General features: G+C 59.8%; 18 protein-coding genes. 11 read left to right on the top strand and 7 right to left on the bottom strand.

Annotation, left to right across the window (positions count from 1 at the left end; translation table 11 throughout):
* The first annotated feature begins 2 nt into the window (after positions 1–2).
* Positions 3–1,724 (top strand): UvrD-helicase domain-containing protein, encoded by a 1,722-nt coding sequence (locus NKH95_RS01800; RefSeq protein ID WP_352890809.1) that lies wholly within the window; start codon positions 3–5, stop codon positions 1,722–1,724.
* 115 nt (positions 1,725–1,839) lie between these two features.
* Positions 1,840–1,983, top strand: coding sequence for a hypothetical protein (locus tag NKH95_RS01795; protein ID WP_352890807.1), 144 nt, complete (start codon positions 1,840–1,842; stop codon positions 1,981–1,983).
* Between the two features lie 259 nt (positions 1,984–2,242).
* Here NKH95_RS01795 and NKH95_RS01790 read toward each other — a convergent pair whose 3' ends face one another.
* The 3 genes from NKH95_RS01790 to NKH95_RS01780 form a co-directional block, all read right to left on the bottom strand.
* A complete protein-coding gene (locus NKH95_RS01790; protein WP_352890805.1) occupies positions 2,243–2,860 on the bottom strand; it encodes a hypothetical protein in 618 nt (205 codons plus the stop codon).
* Between the two features lie 245 nt (positions 2,861–3,105).
* Positions 3,106–4,263 carry an ImmA/IrrE family metallo-endopeptidase gene (locus NKH95_RS01785; RefSeq protein WP_352890803.1) on the bottom strand — a complete coding sequence of 386 codons (1,158 nt, stop codon included), beginning with the start codon at positions 4,261–4,263 and terminating at the stop codon, positions 3,106–3,108.
* Entirely contained in the window at positions 4,260–4,556 is a 297-nt protein-coding gene (locus NKH95_RS01780) for a hypothetical protein (RefSeq protein WP_352890801.1), read from the bottom strand. The genes NKH95_RS01785 and NKH95_RS01780 overlap by 4 nt, the downstream gene beginning before the upstream one ends.
* 175 nt (positions 4,557–4,731) lie before the next feature.
* Between NKH95_RS01780 and NKH95_RS01775 the strand changes: the two genes are divergently transcribed.
* The 4 genes from NKH95_RS01775 to NKH95_RS01760 all read left to right on the top strand — a co-directional run bounded on the left by NKH95_RS01775 (position 4,732) and on the right by NKH95_RS01760 (position 7,576).
* Positions 4,732–4,983, top strand: a complete 252-nt coding sequence (locus NKH95_RS01775; RefSeq protein WP_023723761.1) for a multiubiquitin domain-containing protein — start codon at positions 4,732–4,734, stop codon at positions 4,981–4,983.
* A complete protein-coding gene (locus tag NKH95_RS01770; RefSeq protein ID WP_352890798.1) occupies positions 4,943–6,148 on the top strand; it encodes a ThiF family adenylyltransferase in 1,206 nt (401 codons plus the stop codon). The genes NKH95_RS01775 and NKH95_RS01770 overlap by 41 nt, the downstream gene beginning before the upstream one ends.
* Entirely contained in the window at positions 6,145–6,552 is a 408-nt protein-coding gene (locus NKH95_RS01765; protein WP_352890796.1) for a ubiquitination-like system serine protease family protein, read from the top strand. The genes NKH95_RS01770 and NKH95_RS01765 overlap by 4 nt, the downstream gene beginning before the upstream one ends.
* 298 nt (positions 6,553–6,850) lie before the next feature.
* Positions 6,851–7,576 (top strand): hypothetical protein, encoded by a 726-nt coding sequence (locus tag NKH95_RS01760; RefSeq protein WP_352890794.1) that lies wholly within the window; start codon positions 6,851–6,853, stop codon positions 7,574–7,576.
* A 230-nt stretch (positions 7,577–7,806) separates the two neighbouring features.
* On the opposite strand, the gene NKH95_RS01755 is transcribed toward NKH95_RS01760, so the two are convergent.
* The 3 genes from NKH95_RS01755 to NKH95_RS01745 are packed head-to-tail and all read right to left on the bottom strand — an operon-like array spanning position 7,807 to position 9,373.
* Positions 7,807–8,139 carry a hypothetical protein gene (locus NKH95_RS01755; protein ID WP_352890792.1) on the bottom strand — a complete coding sequence of 111 codons (333 nt, stop codon included), beginning with the start codon at positions 8,137–8,139 and terminating at the stop codon, positions 7,807–7,809.
* The gene (locus NKH95_RS01750; protein WP_352890790.1) at positions 8,136–8,984 is read right to left on the bottom strand and encodes a helix-turn-helix domain-containing protein; all 849 of its coding nucleotides are present in this window, start codon (positions 8,982–8,984) and stop codon (positions 8,136–8,138) included. Before NKH95_RS01750 ends, NKH95_RS01755 begins: the two co-directional genes overlap by 4 nt.
* A gap of 11 nt (positions 8,985–8,995) precedes the next feature.
* On the bottom strand, positions 8,996–9,373 hold the full coding sequence (locus tag NKH95_RS01745; RefSeq protein WP_352890788.1) for a hypothetical protein: 378 nt from the start codon (positions 9,371–9,373) through the stop codon (positions 8,996–8,998).
* Between the two features lie 189 nt (positions 9,374–9,562).
* On the opposite strand from NKH95_RS01745, the gene NKH95_RS01740 reads away from it, so the two are divergent.
* Positions 9,563–10,480, top strand: coding sequence for an NADP-dependent oxidoreductase (locus tag NKH95_RS01740; RefSeq protein WP_352890786.1), 918 nt, complete (start codon positions 9,563–9,565; stop codon positions 10,478–10,480).
* A gap of 61 nt (positions 10,481–10,541) precedes the next feature.
* Here the strand turns inward: NKH95_RS01740 and NKH95_RS01735 are convergent, their stop codons facing one another.
* Positions 10,542–13,934, bottom strand: coding sequence for a TM0106 family RecB-like putative nuclease (locus NKH95_RS01735; protein WP_352890785.1), 3,393 nt, complete (start codon positions 13,932–13,934; stop codon positions 10,542–10,544).
* Positions 13,935–14,342: 408 nt separating this feature from the next.
* Here NKH95_RS01735 and NKH95_RS01730 point away from each other — a divergent pair, with 408 nt between their 5' ends.
* From NKH95_RS01730 to NKH95_RS01715, 4 genes are all read left to right on the top strand, one after another.
* A complete protein-coding gene (locus NKH95_RS01730) occupies positions 14,343–15,797 on the top strand; it encodes an FAD-binding oxidoreductase (protein ID WP_352890783.1) in 1,455 nt (484 codons plus the stop codon).
* 270 nt (positions 15,798–16,067) lie between these two features.
* The gene (locus tag NKH95_RS01725) at positions 16,068–16,874 is read left to right on the top strand and encodes an FAD-dependent oxidoreductase (RefSeq protein WP_352890781.1); all 807 of its coding nucleotides are present in this window, start codon (positions 16,068–16,070) and stop codon (positions 16,872–16,874) included.
* Positions 16,875–16,884: 10 nt separating this feature from the next.
* Positions 16,885–18,597 (top strand): thiamine pyrophosphate-dependent enzyme, encoded by a 1,713-nt coding sequence (locus NKH95_RS01720; RefSeq protein ID WP_352890779.1) that lies wholly within the window; start codon positions 16,885–16,887, stop codon positions 18,595–18,597.
* A 333-nt stretch (positions 18,598–18,930) separates the two neighbouring features.
* A complete protein-coding gene (locus NKH95_RS01715; RefSeq protein ID WP_352890777.1) occupies positions 18,931–19,260 on the top strand; it encodes a hypothetical protein in 330 nt (109 codons plus the stop codon).
* The last annotated feature ends 127 nt before the right edge of the window (positions 19,261–19,387 follow it).

Here is a 19,387-nt window from a genome sequence, read left to right as displayed (position 1 = left end):
CGATGGCGATCTGCATTCCACCGCTTGATGATGCATCGACCGAATCCTCAGGCGAAAGGCAACTCTATGAGGGGTTCCGGAGGGGGCTGGGTGACGACTTCCTCGTTCTTCATTCGGTCAAGTGGATCGCAAAACCGCGCGGAACGGGGCCACGCGACGGGGAGGTCGATTTCCTCATTTGTCACCCGCGCCACGGCCTTCTGATCATCGAGGTGAAGGGCGGCGGTGTGGTCCTTGACTACGCGACCGGCCGCTTCACGTCGGTCGATCGGCGTGGTGAAGAGCACGCGATCAAGAACCCCTTCGAACAGGCAATGAAGGGGAAATTCGCGATCCTTGAGAAGCTTAGGGAGAGCCCGTTCTGCCAGAGGCTGGGCTTGGGACGGTTCTCGCTGGGGCATGCCGCGTTCTTCCCGGATGTCGACCGTGTCGACAGGCTCGTGGGGCCAGACGCGCCTCAGGAGATCATCGGTGGCCGGCAGGACCTGTCTTCGATATCGCAGTGGGTCGAGCGGGCCTTTGCATATTGGCAGGATGCCGGCAGCCAGGGGCGATCTTCGGAGTTGGGAGCACGTGGCGTCGAAACCTTGCGGCGGATATTCGCTCGTGTATCGACGACCCGACCGTTGGTGTCGGCACGGCTCGCCCAGGAAGAGCAGAACCGCATCGAGCTCACAGCGCGACAATCCGCGATACTGGACGTGCTGTCGCGGCAGCGACGCGTGATGATCGCGGGCGGAGCGGGTACTGGAAAGACGCTCATTGCCCGCGAGAAGGCGGTACGATCCGCTGGAGAAGGCCTGAAGACGCTTCTTGTCTGCTACAATCGCGGGCTCGCCGATCATCTTCGCGAGCAGTGTGCGGGCATCGAGGGGCTCGACGTCGCCACCTTCCATCAGCTCTGCAAGCGCTGGATCGACAAGGCGAAGGCCGAACTGGGTCGCGATCTGATGGTCGAGGCGCGACACGACTATCCAGGGGGAACGGAGTTCGACCATCACCAGCCAATCGCCCTGGCGCTCGCCATCGACGCATTCGGGCCGCACTATGACGCGATCGTTGTGGACGAGGCCCAGGATTTTGGTGACGAGTTCTGGATGCCGATCGAGATGATGCTTTCGGATCATGCTCACGGTCTTTTGTACGTGTTCCTCGATGAGAACCAGGACATCTATGGCCGCTCGGCGGCCATACCGATCCCCGGCGAACCGATGCTGCTCGACAGGAATTGCCGCAACACCACGACCATTCATGCCGCTGCATATCGATATTATCGCGGTGCCAAGATCGAGGCCCCGAGAATCGAGGGAGTGGACGTCGAAGTGTTGGCCGAGCCGGACGTCACTCGTCAGGCTCGCGCCATCGCCGCGCTGATTACTCGCATGGTCGCGGAGGAAGTCATTGCGCCACACGACATCGGCGTCCTCCTGTGCGACGGCCGGGCGCGCTCGACCTTCGAACGTGCGCTCGCGGCGACTACCATTCCGAAAACCGCGCGATGGGGCCATATCGAGGGGTATGGACCGGGCTCAATCACGGTGGATACTGTGGCCAAGTTCAAAGGGCTGGAGCGGTCGATCATTATCCTTTGGGGTCTGGATGCGTGCGATCCGGTCGCCGACCGAGAGACACTCTACGTGGGCATGTCCCGGGCGAAGTCACTGCTTTTCCTGTGCGGTACCGTTCAGGCCTGTAGCCGGGCACTCAGCACCGCTGCGACTTAGGCGGCAGCATGCGGGCAACAGTGGCACCGCAGGCTGGGGCGAAATTCAATCCAGACATTGCGCCCCAGCCTGGATCGATCACTGCCCTGGCGTCACAGCGCTGATGAGCCTCAACATGCTGATCGAGACGGAAGGACGCAACTACACGCCGGCCAAATATTCGGCGTGGCTCGATGAAGCCGGATTCCGGCACATCGAGACGGTATGGTTCGACGCACCCGCCGCGAACGGCGCCGTGATCGGCCGCAAATCTGATTGAACAGTCGCACGCGTGATCTTCGAAGGTGAGCTTTCAGGAATCAGCAAAGCAATCTCAACGGCCGATATGAGGGCTTCAGATAGGCAGCTTTGGGCCGAGACCAGTCCGTCCGTTTTCGGACAAACACTGGCTGAAGCGGACGGTCCGCTGACGCCGAGATACGAAAGGCATTGAAGAGTGCGCGATCGCAGACCGCGAAGCTCGGCAACAATGGTTGTGGTTGGTCGCGAGCCGCCGCCAAGTATTGCGACATTCAAATTCATGGGCGCCGCTCAAACGCCAAGGCGGCAACGTTTTCATTAAACTGTTCGATACGATTGCAGAGCTGCGCTGCTTCGTCTCGGGTGTAGCTGCTGGCAGGATCTCCTTGTAAAATGCGTTCAATGTCATATCGAATGCCCATTTTCCCGAAGGGCCCGTACAGAACGTTATCCAACCTATGAGAAAACGCGATGTTTTCCGGCTGACCGAGCATCATATCGCGAGCCGCTGTGAGACTCGCGATTATCACCTCAACTTCTTCGTCCGTCTCCTGCAACCCGGACGCCAGTGCGGCCATCGTAGCGGAATCACCTTTGCCCTCAGCGACCTTGCGCAGTTCGCCCCACATACCGGTATGAAAGAAAGAGAGCAGGCCTGCTTTACCGGCGTGCTCGTAGTTCGCCTTAGAGATAACGAAGCTCTGCAAATCACGTAGCGCTATTTCGTGGGCTTCGAGCGTACTGCCAATGCGGTTCACACTTCGCGTTATTCGTTTCTCCCAGCGCTCGCGGATGCGATCAGCTAGCGGGGGATGTGAGTGTCGGTAGAGTTCGGTTAAGCCAGAGCCCGCGACAGGAATAAATGTTTCGATGGCTGCCTCTACCACACGGCGCATTATGCCACGCCCAAGAAATGCGACTTGAGGGGGTACTATCGGTCGGTAATGTGGACCGGGTATAATTTCTGGCTCAACTGGCTTTTGCGAGCCCAAAGTCTTCGGGAATGAAACCTCTCTAGCCATAGCCTGCCCCATTTATGATGAAGGACATTATCATGGATAGTTCAACTGGCGCCGACAATGTCCGCCTCCGAATACCCGAATGACCGAAATGAGGTGCAAACCGGCCACATGGCGGCCGGTTATACCAGCTGCTGCCTGTTCAACGCTTCCCGCACTTCGCTCCGTCCGAGTAACTTGCTGAAGCGACGGTAATCGCCATAGCGATACTGCCAGCGGCCGGCAGCAATGGCGGGATGTACGCCTGCCCTGTTTGCTACCAGCCGCAGATCGTCCGCAGTGCTATGCTCCGAGATATGCTCGTTCCAGTACTTTTCTGGAATTAGCGCGTTGCTTGCAAAGGCGTCAGCATGCGCTTCGATCCCGTCGACAGCGCTTACTTCGAGGTCGTCCAGAATGACTTTTCGTTCTTCGCTCAAATGGCAGCAGACATGGGCGAACTCGTGCAGCAGGGTGAACCAGAAATTGTCGACCCTATCGTGGCGTAGGGTAACTGCAATGACAGGCGTTCCGTCGCGGCGACACATAGCAGCTCCGTCAAGATAGGTTCCAGGTAGATGTTCGAGAACGACGAAGGCAACACCCAGACTCGCTAACTTGCTCCTCACTAGAGAAGGCCAGTTGGGCTCGGCGCTCACCTTAGCCAACTGGCGGGCAGCTGCCGCGTCGAGTGTCTTGCGGGGTTTCACCGACACCTTGTCTGCCATCACCAGTACAGCGGCACACCACGCTTCGACCGCCCCAAAATCGGTTTTGGCGTTTGTGCGCTCGGTGCGTGTCTTCCGAAGCATCGCAACAGCTGGCCCGAGATTGCCGGCGCGCGAAACAAAGGCCGAGAGTTCCTCCCTCGCCTTCATCACCCCGAGTTTCCGAAGCTTTTCGACCGCCGCAACCGAGGTAGCGGAAGGTCGAGACTTCGGCTCATGGCGTGTCGGCCCGATCAGTGACTCCACTGGAATCGATAGATGCTGGCTCAATGCCCGTATCTGGTCGACAGTCAGTTGCCTCTGGCCGTTCAGGACCTCGGAGACACGCGATTTTGTCCCCAGATAGGCAACGAGGTCGCGTGGCTTTAGCCCGGTCTGCCCCATGCGGAAGCGAATGGCATCGGCCGGTGTGACCGCCGCGACAGCATGATGTGTCCGCTCCCAGTTTTCCACGAGCACCTGAAGCACATCGAGCTCGTCGATGGAATCCTGGTCGTCGCGCACCATGAGTACGCGCGCGCGCGCCATAGCCTTGTCGTAGTCGCCCCTTGTCCTGATCGGTCGTATCGTCATGCCGCTCGTCTCCCTGTTGTGCCGGTCTTGCGCCCAGCCGTCGCCCCCGCAAAGGCAACCAGAACCATACCGGTGTCGTATTTGATGATGAGCTCGACACAGTGAGCCTCCCCCATGGGAATGCGCACCCCATCCGTGCCGCAGCTCGCGAAAGGAAACTGGGCTACGAACTCGGCTTCGGTTCGCCACTGCGTGACAGCAAGCTCCGAAAGCAGCGCCGAGACGGCGCCGGCCATGCCGTCGACCCCGCATTTGGCGAGGCCCTCCAGCTTCGCGATACCCATCAGCCGCATTTGACGATCCACATGGTTCCCAAATAGGGAACGATCACTTGCGCCGAGCGTGCAGCTGTGGCATACCCAGACTCATCGTTCCCAGTAGTGGAACGAGTAACACCAACCGGGACGCGAGCCAAGCTGGTTCGCGCACCAGACTCACAAGCCTAACATTCGTGCGAGGTAACCAGTTATGGCCGGAAAGCCCGAGAAGACAGTCACCATCACCGTCAATCAAGACGATCATGAGGTGGCGAAGGAGAAGATCTCGTACGACGAGGTCGTCGCACTCTATCTTTCAGATGGAGGGGCTGGCTCCAACGAATACCTGATCAAGTACTCGCGGGGCCACTCCAACAATGTGAGCGGGACGCTCGCGCCAGGCAACGAGGTGATGGTAAAAGATGGCATGCGGTTCAGAGTTTCGGGAACTGGCGAATCGTAATCGGTTCGTCCAAGACCTTGAAGAGCAAGGCTACCTACTCGATTTCGTGGGCGGCTACTTTCTCATCTACGGCCTGCCCTATTTGAATGAGCGGGGCGAACTTGCGTATGGAGATTTGGCAAGTCCTGTCGATCTGTCGGCGGAAGGAGTTCTCGATCCACCAAGCAATCACCAGGCTTGGTTCCGAGGGGCGCGCCCGCATGATCAGAACGGTCGTCAACTTCGCCTTGGTGGAGGGGCAGACAAGGTCAAGGTTGCCGAGGGCTTTGAGACGGACAGTTCGTTCTCGTACAAGCTCCTCGACCCGGCGGGTCAGATGCGTTCCTACAACTCGTTCGAAGAGAAGGTGCAAACATATATCGATACGATCACAGGCCCCGCATTGGCAGTTTTTCCGGATGCGACGCCGCTGCGAGCCATCGAGGTCAAAGCGGCCGAGCAGGGCACACCTCTGCGTTTCCCTGATACGCTGTCTTCAAGGTATCATATGAACGACGTGTCGAGGCTGCTTGAGGGAAAGAGAGTCGCCATCGTCGGGCTCGGCGGTACGGGCTCGTACATTTTGGACTTTATCGCCCGCACGCATCTGGCCGAGATTGCATTGTTCGACGATGACAAGGTGCACGTGCACACCATTTTCCGCTTTCCAGGGTTTATTCCGCGAGCGATCAGGTCGCGAAAGGTCGAGGCCCTTGGCCAGCAATACGGACAATGGCACGCCAACATCACAGCTGTCCCGGAACTGGTGACCGAGGCAAACATAGAGCGGCTTCGAGGCTTTGAGTTCGTGTTCGTAGCAATTGACCACGGTCCGTCCCGCATCTTCATCGCTGACTGGTTGAGCGCCAATGGGATTCCCTTCGTAGACTGCGGGATGGGGCTTAACCGGGTACCGGTCGGTTTGAACGGCGTCGTCAGGGTCACCGGCGTAGATCGGGCGGCTTATGAAGCAACCGCGCGAACGGTCTTCTTGCCTGGTAGCGATCCAGAGGGAGGCGAATATCGCCGGCAGGGCCAGATTGCAGAATTGAACGCTCTCAACGCTGCTTTGGCAGTGGTTCGGTTCAAGCAGCACTTTGCGATCTATGACCGTCTGGATGAGGCTGCCTCGATCATTTTCGAGACATCATCCTTCGAGATCGACCGGCCGGTGACTGCGAAATGAGCTATCGCTATCAACTGGTCGACCGCATCCCCACTGATATGCGGGAGAGCGTCGTCTACCATACCGAAGAGTTCGAACTCGCCGGGTTGCTGTGCGCTTGCGGGTGCGGTCATCGTATCACCCTTCTGGTGCCTGATAGCCATCAAGTCTGGGGCGAAGGTGGTTTTGCGACGATTCGACCGTCCGTTGGCGTCTTCGACGCGCCGTGCAAGTCGCACTACGTTATCAGCGCTGGCGACGTTCAATGGCTCCCCGCCTTCACCGGAGCCCAGGCGGCCAGGATCATGCATTCACAGATTGCTCGACATGTTGCGTGCGACGCTAAGCCAGTCTCGCGGTGGCAAAGGGCAAAAACGGCAGTGCTCAGCCTGCTCAGCAAAATGCGGGCCTTCATCGCAAGGTGACGCTCCCAACGATTTGGTAGCTTGGGTGAGACGGTGAGCGGCCCCTGATCAAAGTGTGGGTTCGGCCGAAGCCATTGTTCCCTATGAGGCGATTTTGGTCAGCTTGCCCAATGAACGGCGGCTTTCGTGCGCATTGACCATCCAACTATGCGTCTTGAATCGAGGCGCAAAGCTGTCGTTCACATCGCGCCGGAGGAACACATTGTTGAACGCGCTTTGCCCGCTAATGCATTCTCTTTCACGCTTCGCTAGTCTGCATCATACTGCGTTTGAACGTCGTGTTCGGCCGTGAGGAAATATGACGGACGGCAAGCGGGACAGCGAAAACGGACTTTGGCCCCACGCGGGAGAGGTCAGCGTTAGCGATGCGGACATCCTTGCGGATATGATCGCGCGAGTGCCGCTCGGCGAGGACACAGCCCTGACGGCCGATTCCATTTACGAGGCGTTCGTCGAAGCCAAGAAGGCGAGTGACGCGTGGATTATCTATTACATGATCTCCGTGGCGCTGCTGCTCATGGCCGCTGCCCACGCGATCACCAAGCTGCCCTTGCTAGGCGTCGAACTCAGTGGCCCGTTCATCGGGCCCGCGGCGATCCTCTACTTTTCCGTGTGCACCGCAGTCTACACCAATCATGAACTTAAAATGCGGCTCTATCGAACCTTCTTCCAGAATCGGCTCAATGCCGTAAGCGGGCCCGATCGCGCAAATATCTTGTTGCGCTATCCGCTCGCCTTTTATGGGGGTGAGTATCTGCCTTGGGCCGCCCGCCCGAAAGGCTTCGTGGTCGGCTGGAAGCACATAGTGGGTTCCCTGCCATCGCTGGGGATCTCGGCGCTCGGCTGGCTGCTTGCAGTTTTCGGCCTGATGGCGCTTCTGGGCTATGCCCTCTATGGTGTCTATAGTGACCCCGTTCTTCCGCTTCTCGTAAAGGTCGCAGTCGTGGCGATGTTTTTCGGTTCGGTGACGGTGAGCGGCCAGCTTCTGCGCCCCGCGAAGGTCAAGCATCCCTATCGACGCTGATCGACCGCACGAAATTTGCCGAGTGGCGATAGCCCTCTTTGCCGCCTCGGCTCAACTCCGGTGCACATTGAAGCGTTCTAAAAAAGCTGGAAAAGGATCGGCTGGATCTTGGCATATGAGAGTGTAGGCCGCGGTCCTCCCGCAGCCATGTCAGCTTCTGGATGACTACAGAAGCCGGCGGAACGGCCGAGATGAAGCGCTGAGATTGCCAGGCGGCTTCACCTACTGCATCACGGTTTGTTGATCGCGTAGATGAGAGCTAAGCCGAATGAAAGGGCGAGCAGAGCCAAACCGGCGATGACGGTTCCGGCCGCAGCCGCGTAGCCGCCCATGCGGTCGCTGATCATTTCGCCCTCGAGCGTGTCGACGTCGCCGCTGTCGTCCTCAAATCCCGCACGCGGGGCAGACTTTGGTTTGCGCGTTATTTTGAGCACGACATCGTGACGTCGGCGCTTGGGAAGTTCGCCGACGAGCGGCCAGGCCAGTACGAACGCCGATAACAGGCCGCATAGGGCAGACAACCAGTCGGCATTGCCCGTGACCCAGGTCCAGACCGCTGTCACGACGCTAGCACTTCGCCGTCCTTGAGCAACTGCGTTGCCGGCAAGGCAAAGACGACCGAGCTTTCATTGCTCGTATTGCCGACCTCGACAGTGCCGGTTCTGCTGACCAATGCGACGCTGTCGTTGATCAGCGTTTTCCCACTCCCCTCGCGCAGTGCCACCGCGCGTATCTCGACCCCGGCCCCGACGACCGCGATCACGACAAGCGGATCGTCGGTGGCCTTGATCCTCGTTCCAGAATGCGGCGCCAGCGACAGGAAGCGCGAACCGACGAGGCGCGTCGGCAGCTTGTCCAGACCAAGTCCGGCATTGCTTAAGGCGGCTCTGAGCCACGTCGTGACCTCCTTTGAGAGCAGACTCAATGCGACCGCTGCAGCCGCCTCACCGAGATCGGCTTCCCGCACCTTGGCCTTGGGTCCCTTTGACGCCTTGAACATCCGGACCTCTACATCATTCGCAACGGGCTGGCGCGCATCGGTGGGTAGAAATGACGGCTCGATCCCCAGCGCTTCGCAGATACGCGAAACGGTCGTCCAGGTCGGACCATCACTTCCCCGGCCGTTCTCGATCATGCTCAGCGCATTCTGCGAGAGGCCGATGCGCTTGGCGAGTTCGTCTTGGGTTAAAGCCTTCGCCAGCCGCGCCTGTTTGAGCGTCAGTCCGAGTTCGAGCGATGGGGCGGTGATTCCATCCTCAGTAGAGAAGCCAAGCTCGTTAACGACGCGGTCAAGCGAGATGCGCAGCGTCTCGGTATTGCCCGCCCGGTCTGCACGTCGGGCGAGCGAACGGCGCGCCTTCTTGGCGCTCGCGGGAACAATCTGGTCAAGGTCGGTCATGTCGGTCATCTCAAATCTACTCATAGTTGCAGCACGCGCGGCCGCACCACGCTCTGCCACCATTGCTCGTCCGAGCCGGCCGGAAAGCGGTCACATGCCGCGAGCGCGATGAGCTCGACCGTGCCATCGGGCGCCACGGAGGCCGTGAAAGCGACGCAAGGCTCGTCCACTGTCCGAAACACCGTCCAGTCCTCTTCCTCGCGCCAGACCGCGCGGGTTTCGAGATAATCGATAAGCTTCTCATCGCCGCGCGCCGGGAGCTGGACCTCCAAATATTCGAGCCATAGTGAGCGCAGTCGTTCGCGATCGGCATTGCGCCCCGCCAAGCTCGCCGCGCGTCCTGCAGCGACGACATCGTCGGCGAAGCCTCCCAAACCGGTCTTCTTGAACCGCCGCACCTCGACCAGGTCGCCCTCCTAAGATATATATAGTTCTTAATATTGCAAGCAGGGCTACGTGGCGCGCTGTCTCTGCCATGGCGCAATGGTACCATCATTCCCGCCAAAATCTCGGTCCTGTTTCATGACCAGAGCCGGACATATCTACTGGCCAGCGCCACGTGACAGATGACCGAGGAGACAATTCCGATGAGGGCAATCGTAGTAACGGATCAGGCTGCGGGAACGGCCGGAATGAAGCCCGCTGAGCGGCCCGAGCCGCAGGCAGCGATAAACGACGTCGTCGTTCAGATTCATGCGTCGGGATTCGTCCCGACCGAACTGGCGTGGCCCTCGACCTGGACTGATCGCGTTGACCGTGACCGAACGCCGTCGATCCCTGGGCATGAGCTGGCCGGAGTGATTACCGCCCTCGGCTACGGCACGACGGGACTGTCGGTGGGCCAGCGGGTGTTCGGCCTCACCGATTGGTATCGCGACGGCACCCTAGCGGAGTATGTGGCCGTCGAGGCCCGTAACCTCGCGCCACTGCCAGGCGACGTCGACTTTGCGGTAGGCGCTAGTTTGCCGATCTCGGGCCTGACTGCGTGGCAGGGTCTGTTCGACCACGGCCGCCTTCGGGCCGGGCAGAGCGTCCTTGCGCACGGTTCGGCCGGCGCAGTCGGATCGATGGTGACACAACTCGCACGAGAGGCCGGCGCCTACGTCATTGGCACCGGACGCTCTGCCGACCGTCAGAAGGTGCTCGACTTCGGCGCGAACGAGTTCGTCGACCTTGAGAACGAGGCCCTGGAAGACGTCGGCGGCGTCGATCTGGTGTTCGATGTCATCGGCGGCGACATCCAGAAGCGGTCCGTGGGCCTGATTCGAGCCGGAGGAACACTGGTGACCGTCGTCGGGCCACCCGACGCGCAGCCCGCCAATGGCCTGGCGGTCGACTTTGTTGTCGAGTCCGATCGTACTCAACTGAGTGAGATCGTCCAGCGGGTGCGGGACGGACGACTGCGGACGAACATCGGCAACATCTCGACCCTCGACGATGCCGTTTCCGCCTTCAACCCGACCGAGCGACGCTCGGGGAAGACGATCATCCGCATTCGTCCGTGAGCGACATTACCATCATCGGCATCAAATGCGCGGCCTCCATGCATGCGCCACTACGAGGAACTTATGGATCGACCACATCGGCCATTTCCAGATAGCGGCAGAAGCCGTTGGCAAGCTGCATCTGGCGCGGCGTCCGACATTCTGGTTCGAACACCGCCGGATTGGCCACGAGAATGCACAGGGCCTTGGCGCGGGAGGTGGCCACGTTGAGACGGTTCGCGCTGTAGAGGAATTCCATGCCACGCGGGGCGTCGGCATGACTGGAGGTCGTGATGGAATAGATCACGATGGGCGCCTCCTGTCCCTGGAACTTGTCAACTGTCCCGACCCGCGCGCCGGGGAGGCGCGCCTGGATTTCAAAGACCTGCGCGTTGTAGGGCGCGATAACCAGGATGTCTTTCAGGGTGAGCGACGCCTCATTGCCCTCGCGGTCGCGCCAACGTGCGCCCGAAGCAAGGATCCCCAGCACAATGTTGCGGATACGGTCGGCTTCCTCCGGGCTGGAATTCTGGTTGCCGCTGTGCTGCACCGCGACATAGCGCAGGCCGCTCCCGCCAAGCGGGCCGTCCACCAGGATGGCCTGGTTCTCGAGACCGGGACGGGGCAGGAGGCGGCTTTCGTAGAACAGTTCGGAGGTGAACCGGCAGATGTCGGGGTGGAGGCGCCAGGTCTGGTCAAGGAACAGGCCCTCGTCCTCGGCGATGGTCTGCCGCCCGCCGAGAAGATGGTCGAGGGCAGAGACCTCCGTACCCTCGGGGTGCGAGCCCTGCATTGGCTGCTCAAGCTGCTGCGGATCGCCAAGCAGGACCAGGCTGGCTGCGGCTGGCGATATGGCAAGCACGTTGGCTAGCGACATCTGCGCGGCCTCATCCACGAACAGCACGTCGACGAGGCTAACTGCATCGGGCCGGGCCCACAGGAACCCCGTGCCGCCGAGGACGTTGTAGCCGCTTGCAAAGGCGCCGAGGGCATCGGGGTTCTTCGTGGTGAAGGTGAGGTACGGGACATTGTCTTCCGCATCCGTGACCTTGTGCAGGCACTGCAGGTCGAAGCCTTCCTTCGCTGCTTCCTCGGCGGCCTTCACTAGCAGGTTGCGAATGACCTTGTGGCTGTTGGCGGTTACCCCGACGCGAAGGCCGGCCCTGACCAGCGCAAGGATTGCGTAGGCGCCGATATGGGTCTTGCCCGCGCCAGGTGGTCCCTGGATGGCGAGCACGCCCTGCAAGGCCGGGACGAGGCGGCAGGCCGCATCGACTGGGCTCTCGCCCGGATGGCGCAGCGCCGCGCCGCCGGCATCGGGCGGCCGCCGCAGCAGCAGATCGCGCGCCGCCTTGTAGGCACCGGGGCCGCCGATGCCATGATGGGCCACGTACTCGCCGATCTGCACCAGGGACTCGGCCAGGACCGCCGTGTCGATGTAGGTATGGGCGAAGATCGCTTCGGGGTGAAAACCGGCCGTATCGCCCCTTTTCTTGATGTCGATGAAGCGATGTTCCAAGTCGACGGCCTCGACCTTGCCGAAGCGCTCGCCGCCGACGCTGCGCAAATCCTCCCCGCCGCGAAACTCCGCGTCCTGCGCGGGAAATCGATAGCGGTTGACAGGGGCCTTGGCGGTTCCGCCCACGGTATCCACGAATTCGAGGCCGGCGATGCCTGCCCGCTCGTCCTCCAGCTCGTCCGCGGACAGCGCCGCCAGCCGGAAATATTCCCACCAGGTGGCCTTCTCTTCCCGGCGATGCCAGTCGAGCACGTTCGCCAGCACGTAGAGTGCCTGCTGCTCGGCGCTACGCTCCGCGGCGTCCACCGGAATGCCATCGGTCAACTTGGCCACAACTGCGTCGATCCGCGCCTGCCAGGCTGTAATATCCGGCGGAGCGTCCTCTCCAGGCGGTGCCGGCCGGGGAATCTCCACACCTGAGGCGATCGCGCCAGTCCGCAGGCCCTCGAGCCAGTCCCGAAGCCGCTCCGTCGAGACACAGTCATCTTGGTTGTAGCCCGTCACGACGGCCTGATCTTCCGCATTGATGCCGCCTGCATCCCCGAGCTCCAGGCGGGCCTGGACCTTGCTCAAGGCATAGTTGGCATCGGGCAGCGACACCGCGCGCATGAATTGGTAGAGCGGCTCCAGCTTCTTGATGGAATAGCTCTCGACGCTGGCGCGGATGGCGTGGCGGACCACCGCGTAGAGATCGACCAGGACCTGCCCGCGCAGCAGAGCGTCGATCTCTTCCTCGCGCGTGGCGTAGCGCCCCATCAGGCGTTTGAGCGCGCCCACCTCATAGGCCGCGTAGTGATAAATGTGAATGCCGGGATGGTGCGCTCGCCGCTCGATGACGAAATCGACGAAGCGTTCGAAGGCGGCCTTTTCATCGGCCGGCGTGAGACACCAGTCGGCGACGTAGGTGAGCGCGCCCCCTGCGTCCTTGAAGGCATAGCCGAAGAGATATTCAAGGCCGCCTTCGCCGACGAAGGGGTCGCCTTCGAGATCGAAGAAAATGTCGCCGTCGTCCGGCACCGGCAGGCGGCACAGGCCAAAGCCCGGTTCTATCGGCAGCGCTTCATGGAGCACCTGCCCGGCCGCGCGCCCTGCGACTTGGATCCGGGCCTGTTCCCGGATGCGATTGTAGGACGAAGCGGCGCCACGCTCCGGCTTCCACGGGAGCGGCAGGGTGAGCTCGGCCAGCGCGGTCATGGTGGCGACGTCGTGGCCGGCGAGCTCGCCGCGCTGCACGGCCGTGATCCCGGCCACAAGGGAGAGGTGATCGTCCTGGTGGCGCTGGTCGTCGCATCGGCCGCGCCAGCGGCAGACATCGCAATGAGCGACCGGCTCCGGATAGGTGCCGCCGTTTCCGTTCAAGGACGCGACGAAGCGTTCGCGGACATTGCGGTAGTAGGCGGCATAGTCACTGGCCCGAAAGGCCTCCGGCTCGAAGCCGGTAAGGGGCGCGACAACGTAGGCGTATTCTGGCACGAGGCCCTGCACCTGCCCGACGAGGTCGGAATAGAGGCAGAGCTGCAGCACCGTCCCGCCCTTGGTTTCGCGGGCGAGCTTGGTGTCGACGACTTCATAGGACCAGTTGCCGAGATCGCTTGGCGTCTCGACGCGCCGGAGGATGTCGGCCCGGCCCGTGAAGGGCGGCGCGCGCAGCGCGGCCTGCACGACGATCTGCGCGCCGGCGCGCATCGCCGCGATCGTGGCGGCCACTGAGCTGTCATCAACGCCCTTGCCCTCGATGACCGTGACCATAAAGCCGGACGCCCGCAGGTGATCGACATAGGCCGCCTCGTGCGCTGCCCCGCGCTGCTGCAGGATCTCGAGCAGGGGGTCCCAGATCTTCGGCTTCTCAAGCGCGCCATCCGCCACCTGGAGGTCAAGCGCCGTCAGGTGGCCGCAGTTCAGGTGGCCCACCAGGTCGGAGGCGCTCAACTGTAATTCGGAGCCGATTCTCAGCATGAGCAAAGTCTACGCGGATTGGTGGCAGCCCGGCAATTCGGCTGGTTTGCCACGATCGCCGCGCCGTTCCCCTCCGGTCTCGCTACGGCACCGGCCGAAATCAGAAAACAACTATGGCGTTCCTTGAGAAATATATTATCATTGCAGAAAAACAAATTGGAGGGACCTTACTGGAAATATGAATTGCCAGCAAAGGGGTGGATACTGAGCATTATAGATCTGCTTGCAGCGCGAGCCGTTGTTTTGCCTACGTGGCACCTCGGCGGTTGATTCAAAAATTCACGTAGGGTTGCATATCGGTCGCGATATTGCGGTATCGTCGCGCAACCGTAACTTCGTCTCGCGTAGTAAAAATAGAACCAACTGGTAGCAGGCCACTCGCATTGCACGAGTTCGGGGAATTGATCAATGGAAACCCCTTATCTGTTCCCATGGATGGCCGGTAGCCCCCGGGACCAGCTGACCGAGCCGGAAGACATCGCTACAGAAATCAGGGCAGCAAAGGCCCGGAAATTGCCGCGGCTTCCCAACATTCCAGGATGCCGAATGCTCCGCCCTGGAGACGTCGGCTATGCCACTCGGCTCAAGGTTTATAACGCGAGAACCCAGGTGGCGCCGGCATTATTTGCCGTTTGTTCAACTGTCGAAGCGGTCGCCGCCGTCGTTAGATGGGTGAAGGACAATGGTCTGGCCTTCGCCGTGCGCAGCGGTGGGCATTCTTACGAGGGCTACTCCAACAGCAGCAGCGTTGTCATCGACATCCGCAGTCTCAACAAGGTCACGTTCGACAAGCCCAATCTCACCGTTACGGTCGGGGCAGGCGCCACTATCGGCGATATCCAAAATTTCCTGAAAGGCAAACGCGTTGCATTTGCAGCAGGTTCGTGTCCGAGCGTCGGAATTGGCGGCCATGCCCTGGGGGGAGGCTATGGGTTGCTTTCCCGCGCTTACGGGCTCGCCAGTGACAATCTTCAATCCCTGGACATGGTCAGTGCAGCTGGCGCAACTATTACGGCCACCAAGACAATAAATCCGGATCTCTATTGGGCCAGTCGCGGCGGCGGCGGCGGCTCGTTCGGCATCGCCACTGAGTTCACCTTTTCGGTGCATCCTATTGGGTCTGTGATCGTCTTCGGTCAGTCGTGGTCACTCCCGGCCAGCCGGGCGCTTCGCATCGTCGATGCCTGGCAGCAATGGGCACCAGTGACCCATAGAGGGACGACCGCATTGTTGAAGATCGCGAAGATTGATCCGAACACCGTGTCGCTGCGCTGCCTTGGTCAGAGTATTGCGCCAGCGGACATCATTGACAGGGATCTCCGGGCGCTCGAAAGAATCGAACCCCTGAGCAAACCGCGCACATTCAGAACAATGAGTTTCTGGAACGCCGTGCAGTACTTTGCCGGCAGTGACCCAGACCCGGCTTACCAAAAGGAGAAGTCCGATTTCGTGCCTGCCTTGACGACATCAGGAATGACAATGTTGTTGGCCCAGATGACGGGGCAATCCTCCACACATATTGCGACGATCCTGAATGCCTATGGCGGCGCGATCGACGCTATGGGCGAAGGCGAGAGCGCTTTTCCTCACCGAAGAAGCATCCAATACATGATCCACTACTATTCCGGGTGGGATAGCACTACCAGCACCCAAGCTCGCGTGACCGAGGCCAATGCCTTTTACCAAGCAATGCGTCCCCATGTGCCCGGGAAAGCCTACGTCAACTACATCGATGCCGATCTTCCTAACTGGCAGAACGCGTATTGGGGCCAGAATTTTGGACGACTGAAGGCCGTCAAACGCGCTTTCGACCCGACAAACCTATTTCATTTCGCGCGAAGTATCCCGCTGTCAAAGAGATAATTGGCTTCTTAGACATACCTGGGGGACAAGGACATGATGGCGAGGACAATTCTACCGTCACCGGACTTCAACTGTACCGCACCTGAATGTATCTACAAGGCGGGGGTCCGCCCATATCGCAAAGGGTCGTTCAGACTCAGCGCAGAGACGATCGGGCCCAAATTTGTAGTCCACAACTATGGTCATGGAGGTGCCGGGATCACCATGAGTTGGGGATGCGCAGACGCCGTTGTGAAGATCGTAGGGCAACACGCCGCACCGGGCACACGCGTGGCGGTGGTCGGCGCCGGCGTCATGGGCCTTACGGCCGCGACGCTTCTGACGAAAGACTACACGGTCAGCATCTATGCCGATCGCCTGAGTGGCACGACATCAGACGTCGCGGGCGGACAATGGGCGCCCTCCGTGGTCGAATTTGACCAATCGAATGCCGCCGCGAAGCAGCAGTTCGAGGATATTCTTCGCGTTGCGTATCGAATGCACGAGCAACGGATTGGCCAAAATTTCGGCGTCTCATACCGGACCAACTATACCAAAAAACTGAGCGCGACCTTCGACAAGGTGCCAAAGGACATAATACCCGCACCCGACGACTACCCGCAATTGCCGTTCGCGAAGCTCAAGTCCAAAGGATACGGCTACAAGACACTGCTTGTGGAGCCTCCGGTGTTCCTCACTCGGCTGAGAGCTGATTTGCGCACGGCCGGCGTAGTCCCACAACACAAGGTCTTTGGCAGCGCTGCGGACGTCACCAATCTTGCAGAGCCGACCATCATCAACTGCACAGGCCATGGTGCCGGCGTATTGTTTCACGACAAGGACATCGTGCCGATCAAAGGCCAGCTCGTGCTCCTGAAAGCCCAACCGGGGCTAGATTATCTTTACAGCACTGACCAGACCTATGTTTTCCCGCGGTCAGATCATGTGGTGGTCGGCGGGTCGTACGAATGTGGAGTCGACGATGAAAATCCGGTTCCGTCGATGTGCGAGCATATCCGGAAGATGGCCGAGGACGTTTTTGCTGGCCTCGCATTCACTACAGCTGACGATCGCCCATGGTTGATGCGCAACAAGTGAGGCCACGCGGATGGTTTATACAGTCGCCAATTATATTATCGATCGTCTGAAGAAGCAGCAAGCAGACGCGCTTTTTGGTGTCCCCTCAGTCTATTGCGCTGACCTGTACGATGCCGCCGAAAGCACGCCAGGATTCTCAGCAATTGTCACTAGCAGCGATCTGGAAGCTGGCTATGCCGCGGACGGCTATGCGCGAATCCGCGGACTCGCCGCTGTCGCAGTGTCCTATGGCGTTGGCACCCTCAGTCTCGTCAATGCCATCGCCGGAGCCTTTGTCGAACGCAGCCCTGTTGTTGTGATCAACGGAGGGCCGTCGGAAAGGAACATCAGCGATCAGACCAGCACGGGAGTTGTGTACTCCCACTCGATGGGACGAGCTCATACCGATCTCGACGTATTCCGACCTGTAACGGCCTTCTGCGAACGGGTTACGACGCTCGCGGCGGTCCCCGCCAAAATTGACCAGGCGATCAGCACTGCCATTACCCGGAAGCTGCCTGTCTATCTTGAGATTCCACAAGGTGTTCTTGCATCCGCCTGTGCGCCTCCGGCAGGAAAACTGAATCTCACAGTTCCAGCGGGGGTCGCTGCCAAATCAGCCAAGGCAATCGTTCAGGCCATAAAGGCAGCCAAAGCACCTGTGTTGATCGTCGGTGTCGAGGTACAACGATACGGCATTGCCACGACCATGCTCTCGGTCATCGACAAGCTCAAGATCCCGTGGACGACGACGCTTCTTGAGCGCACAGTTTTGCTGGAAGCACATCCGCAATTCATAGGCGTCTTCAACGGCGAAAAGGCACCATCACCTCTCAAGGCCGCCATAAGTGGCGCCGACCTGATCGTGTCGCTGGGGGCTGTCTTCGGCTCAGGCCATGCCAGCATCATGATTCCGCAACACAAGAAGACAATCCGCGTGTGGGATGGCAATATCTATAGCTTCGGCGGCGCCGCAGAGCAGCTTAGTTTCACAGAACTGCTGGCACAGCTTGACAAGAATACGATGATGGAGACGGGCCAGCCAACGGCTCCGCAGTCCGGGCCCTACAGGGTGCGCGAGCAGGGCGAGGCCGCGTGGGACGGCGATCGGGACCTTGTCCCGCAACCTCCGCGCGCGCCATCTGAGCCCGCGCCTGTCATTGCATCCGCAGCAAACGGCATGACCTACGACGATCTATTTCGTGTCGTCGAGCAACTCGCTGGCCTTGATCCTTCATACCTGACGATTGCAGATACTTTTCTTGGAATCTATTCGGCCGCACGTATTCAGATGAGTGGCCAAGATTGCTTCATGGCGAACGCAATCTGGGCCTCGATCGGGCATTCCGTTGCAGCAGCGGTAGGTGCTGCCGTCGCCAAAAGAAAGCGCCCTCTCGTGATATGCGGCGATGGCGGCTTTCAAATGACCGCACAGTCTTTGTCGACGATGGCGCGCCTGAAACTCAATGTCATAGTCTTGATCGTCGACAATGGTCTTTACGGTTATGAGCAGTACCTTCTCGATAGGCGCTACTATAGCGATCCAAAACACGATCCCCTGCCCTTCTCTGTCATTTCGCGCTGGGATTATCTCGAGCTCGCACGTGGCATGGGTATCGCGCAGGTTGCAAAAGCGAATACTATGCCCGAGCTGAAAGCCGCGATTACCGCGGCCAAGGCCCAACCCGGCTCCGCAGTCATCCAGGCGATTGTTCAATCGCGTTCGTTGCCAGTAGGTCTCTAGCGCAGGATCTTATCCCGACACAGTTCAAGAAAGGCCTGCAACCTTATGTACCTGTTTGTCACCTTCGCCCATGATTAAGACACGCAATCCTTCGATAGAAAGGGCAAGTGTTCGCAAGACTCTCCCAAACCAGAACTCTGAATGCCTAAGCGGTCTTCTGCCCTATCTCTCATGCATACGCTCCCTGACCGCTCGGGAGAGCGTGGATCGAAACGGCGTGATGCAAATGCATAGGATAAGGCGCTGCACAGCCCGTCGACCTCTGAAGCAAGGGTTGTTAGTATCAGCACACTCTACGAGTGCTCAATATGTTCTAGAACATGGGAGGCGACGATGTCGACGGATGTGTATCGGTTTAAGCTGACGGAAAACGTCGGCAATCATACTATTTTGATTTTAGTCAATGACTGGCCCGGTCCATTCAACGACTGGGAGGAGGGGAAGCCGATTTCGGGCTGCCTCATTGAGGGGGGAGGCAAATTGAAGACCGATGACGCAGGTCAGCATTGCGTCGCAGCTGGGTCAGACACAGTTGATATTCTTATTCTGCGAAATGCGTCCTGGGACACAAAACCGGGAGATCAGGGCGACGCCGAATTGTTTGCCTACACGAATTCATCGCCCTACTACACTTGGGAATTGATAGACATCACTCAAAAATAGAGTCAGCGTTTGCCGATGGGACAAGCGCCCAGGCGAAGTTTATGCAGACCGCGTGAGGGCTAGACTAGCGCCACGACCTGCCGGCCGGCAACTCGGCACTGGGTTCAGCTATGGAGTGGGAGCGCGA

The sequence above is a fragment of the Mesorhizobium sp. M0848 genome, from assembly GCF_040319805.1.
Lineage (GTDB): Bacteria > Pseudomonadota > Alphaproteobacteria > Rhizobiales > Rhizobiaceae > Mesorhizobium.
The sequence above is the reverse complement of the archived record's forward strand: the minus strand, read 5'-3'. Positions and strand labels throughout refer to the sequence as shown.

Bases quoted from the DNA above. Each gene is read 5' to 3' on its own strand.
- NKH95_RS01730 (WP_352890783.1), top strand. From the start codon at position 14,343: ATGGAAACCCCTTATCTGTTCCCATGGATGGCCGGTAGCCCCCGGGAC.
- NKH95_RS01760 (WP_352890794.1), top strand. From the start codon at position 6,851: ATGACGGACGGCAAGCGGGACAGCGAAAACGGACTTTGGCCCCACGCG.
- NKH95_RS01795 (WP_352890807.1), top strand. From the start codon at position 1,840: ATGCTGATCGAGACGGAAGGACGCAACTACACGCCGGCCAAATATTCG.
- NKH95_RS01770 (WP_352890798.1), top strand. From the start codon at position 4,943: ATGGCATGCGGTTCAGAGTTTCGGGAACTGGCGAATCGTAATCGGTTC.
- NKH95_RS01750 (WP_352890790.1), bottom strand. From the start codon at position 8,984: ATGACCGACATGACCGACCTTGACCAGATTGTTCCCGCGAGCGCCAAG.
- NKH95_RS01785 (WP_352890803.1), bottom strand. From the start codon at position 4,263: ATGACGATACGACCGATCAGGACAAGGGGCGACTACGACAAGGCTATG.
- NKH95_RS01780 (WP_352890801.1), bottom strand. From the start codon at position 4,556: ATGCGGCTGATGGGTATCGCGAAGCTGGAGGGCCTCGCCAAATGCGGG.
- NKH95_RS01720 (WP_352890779.1), top strand. From the start codon at position 16,885: ATGGTTTATACAGTCGCCAATTATATTATCGATCGTCTGAAGAAGCAG.
- NKH95_RS01790 (WP_352890805.1), bottom strand. From the start codon at position 2,860: ATGCGCCGTGTGGTAGAGGCAGCCATCGAAACATTTATTCCTGTCGCG.
- NKH95_RS01735 (WP_352890785.1), bottom strand. From the start codon at position 13,934: ATGCTGAGAATCGGCTCCGAATTACAGTTGAGCGCCTCCGACCTGGTG.
- NKH95_RS01800 (WP_352890809.1), top strand. From the start codon at position 3: ATGGCGATCTGCATTCCACCGCTTGATGATGCATCGACCGAATCCTCA.
- NKH95_RS01715 (WP_352890777.1), top strand. From the start codon at position 18,931: ATGTCGACGGATGTGTATCGGTTTAAGCTGACGGAAAACGTCGGCAAT.
- NKH95_RS01765 (WP_352890796.1), top strand. From the start codon at position 6,145: ATGAGCTATCGCTATCAACTGGTCGACCGCATCCCCACTGATATGCGG.
- NKH95_RS01740 (WP_352890786.1), top strand. From the start codon at position 9,563: ATGAGGGCAATCGTAGTAACGGATCAGGCTGCGGGAACGGCCGGAATG.
- NKH95_RS01775 (WP_023723761.1), top strand. From the start codon at position 4,732: ATGGCCGGAAAGCCCGAGAAGACAGTCACCATCACCGTCAATCAAGAC.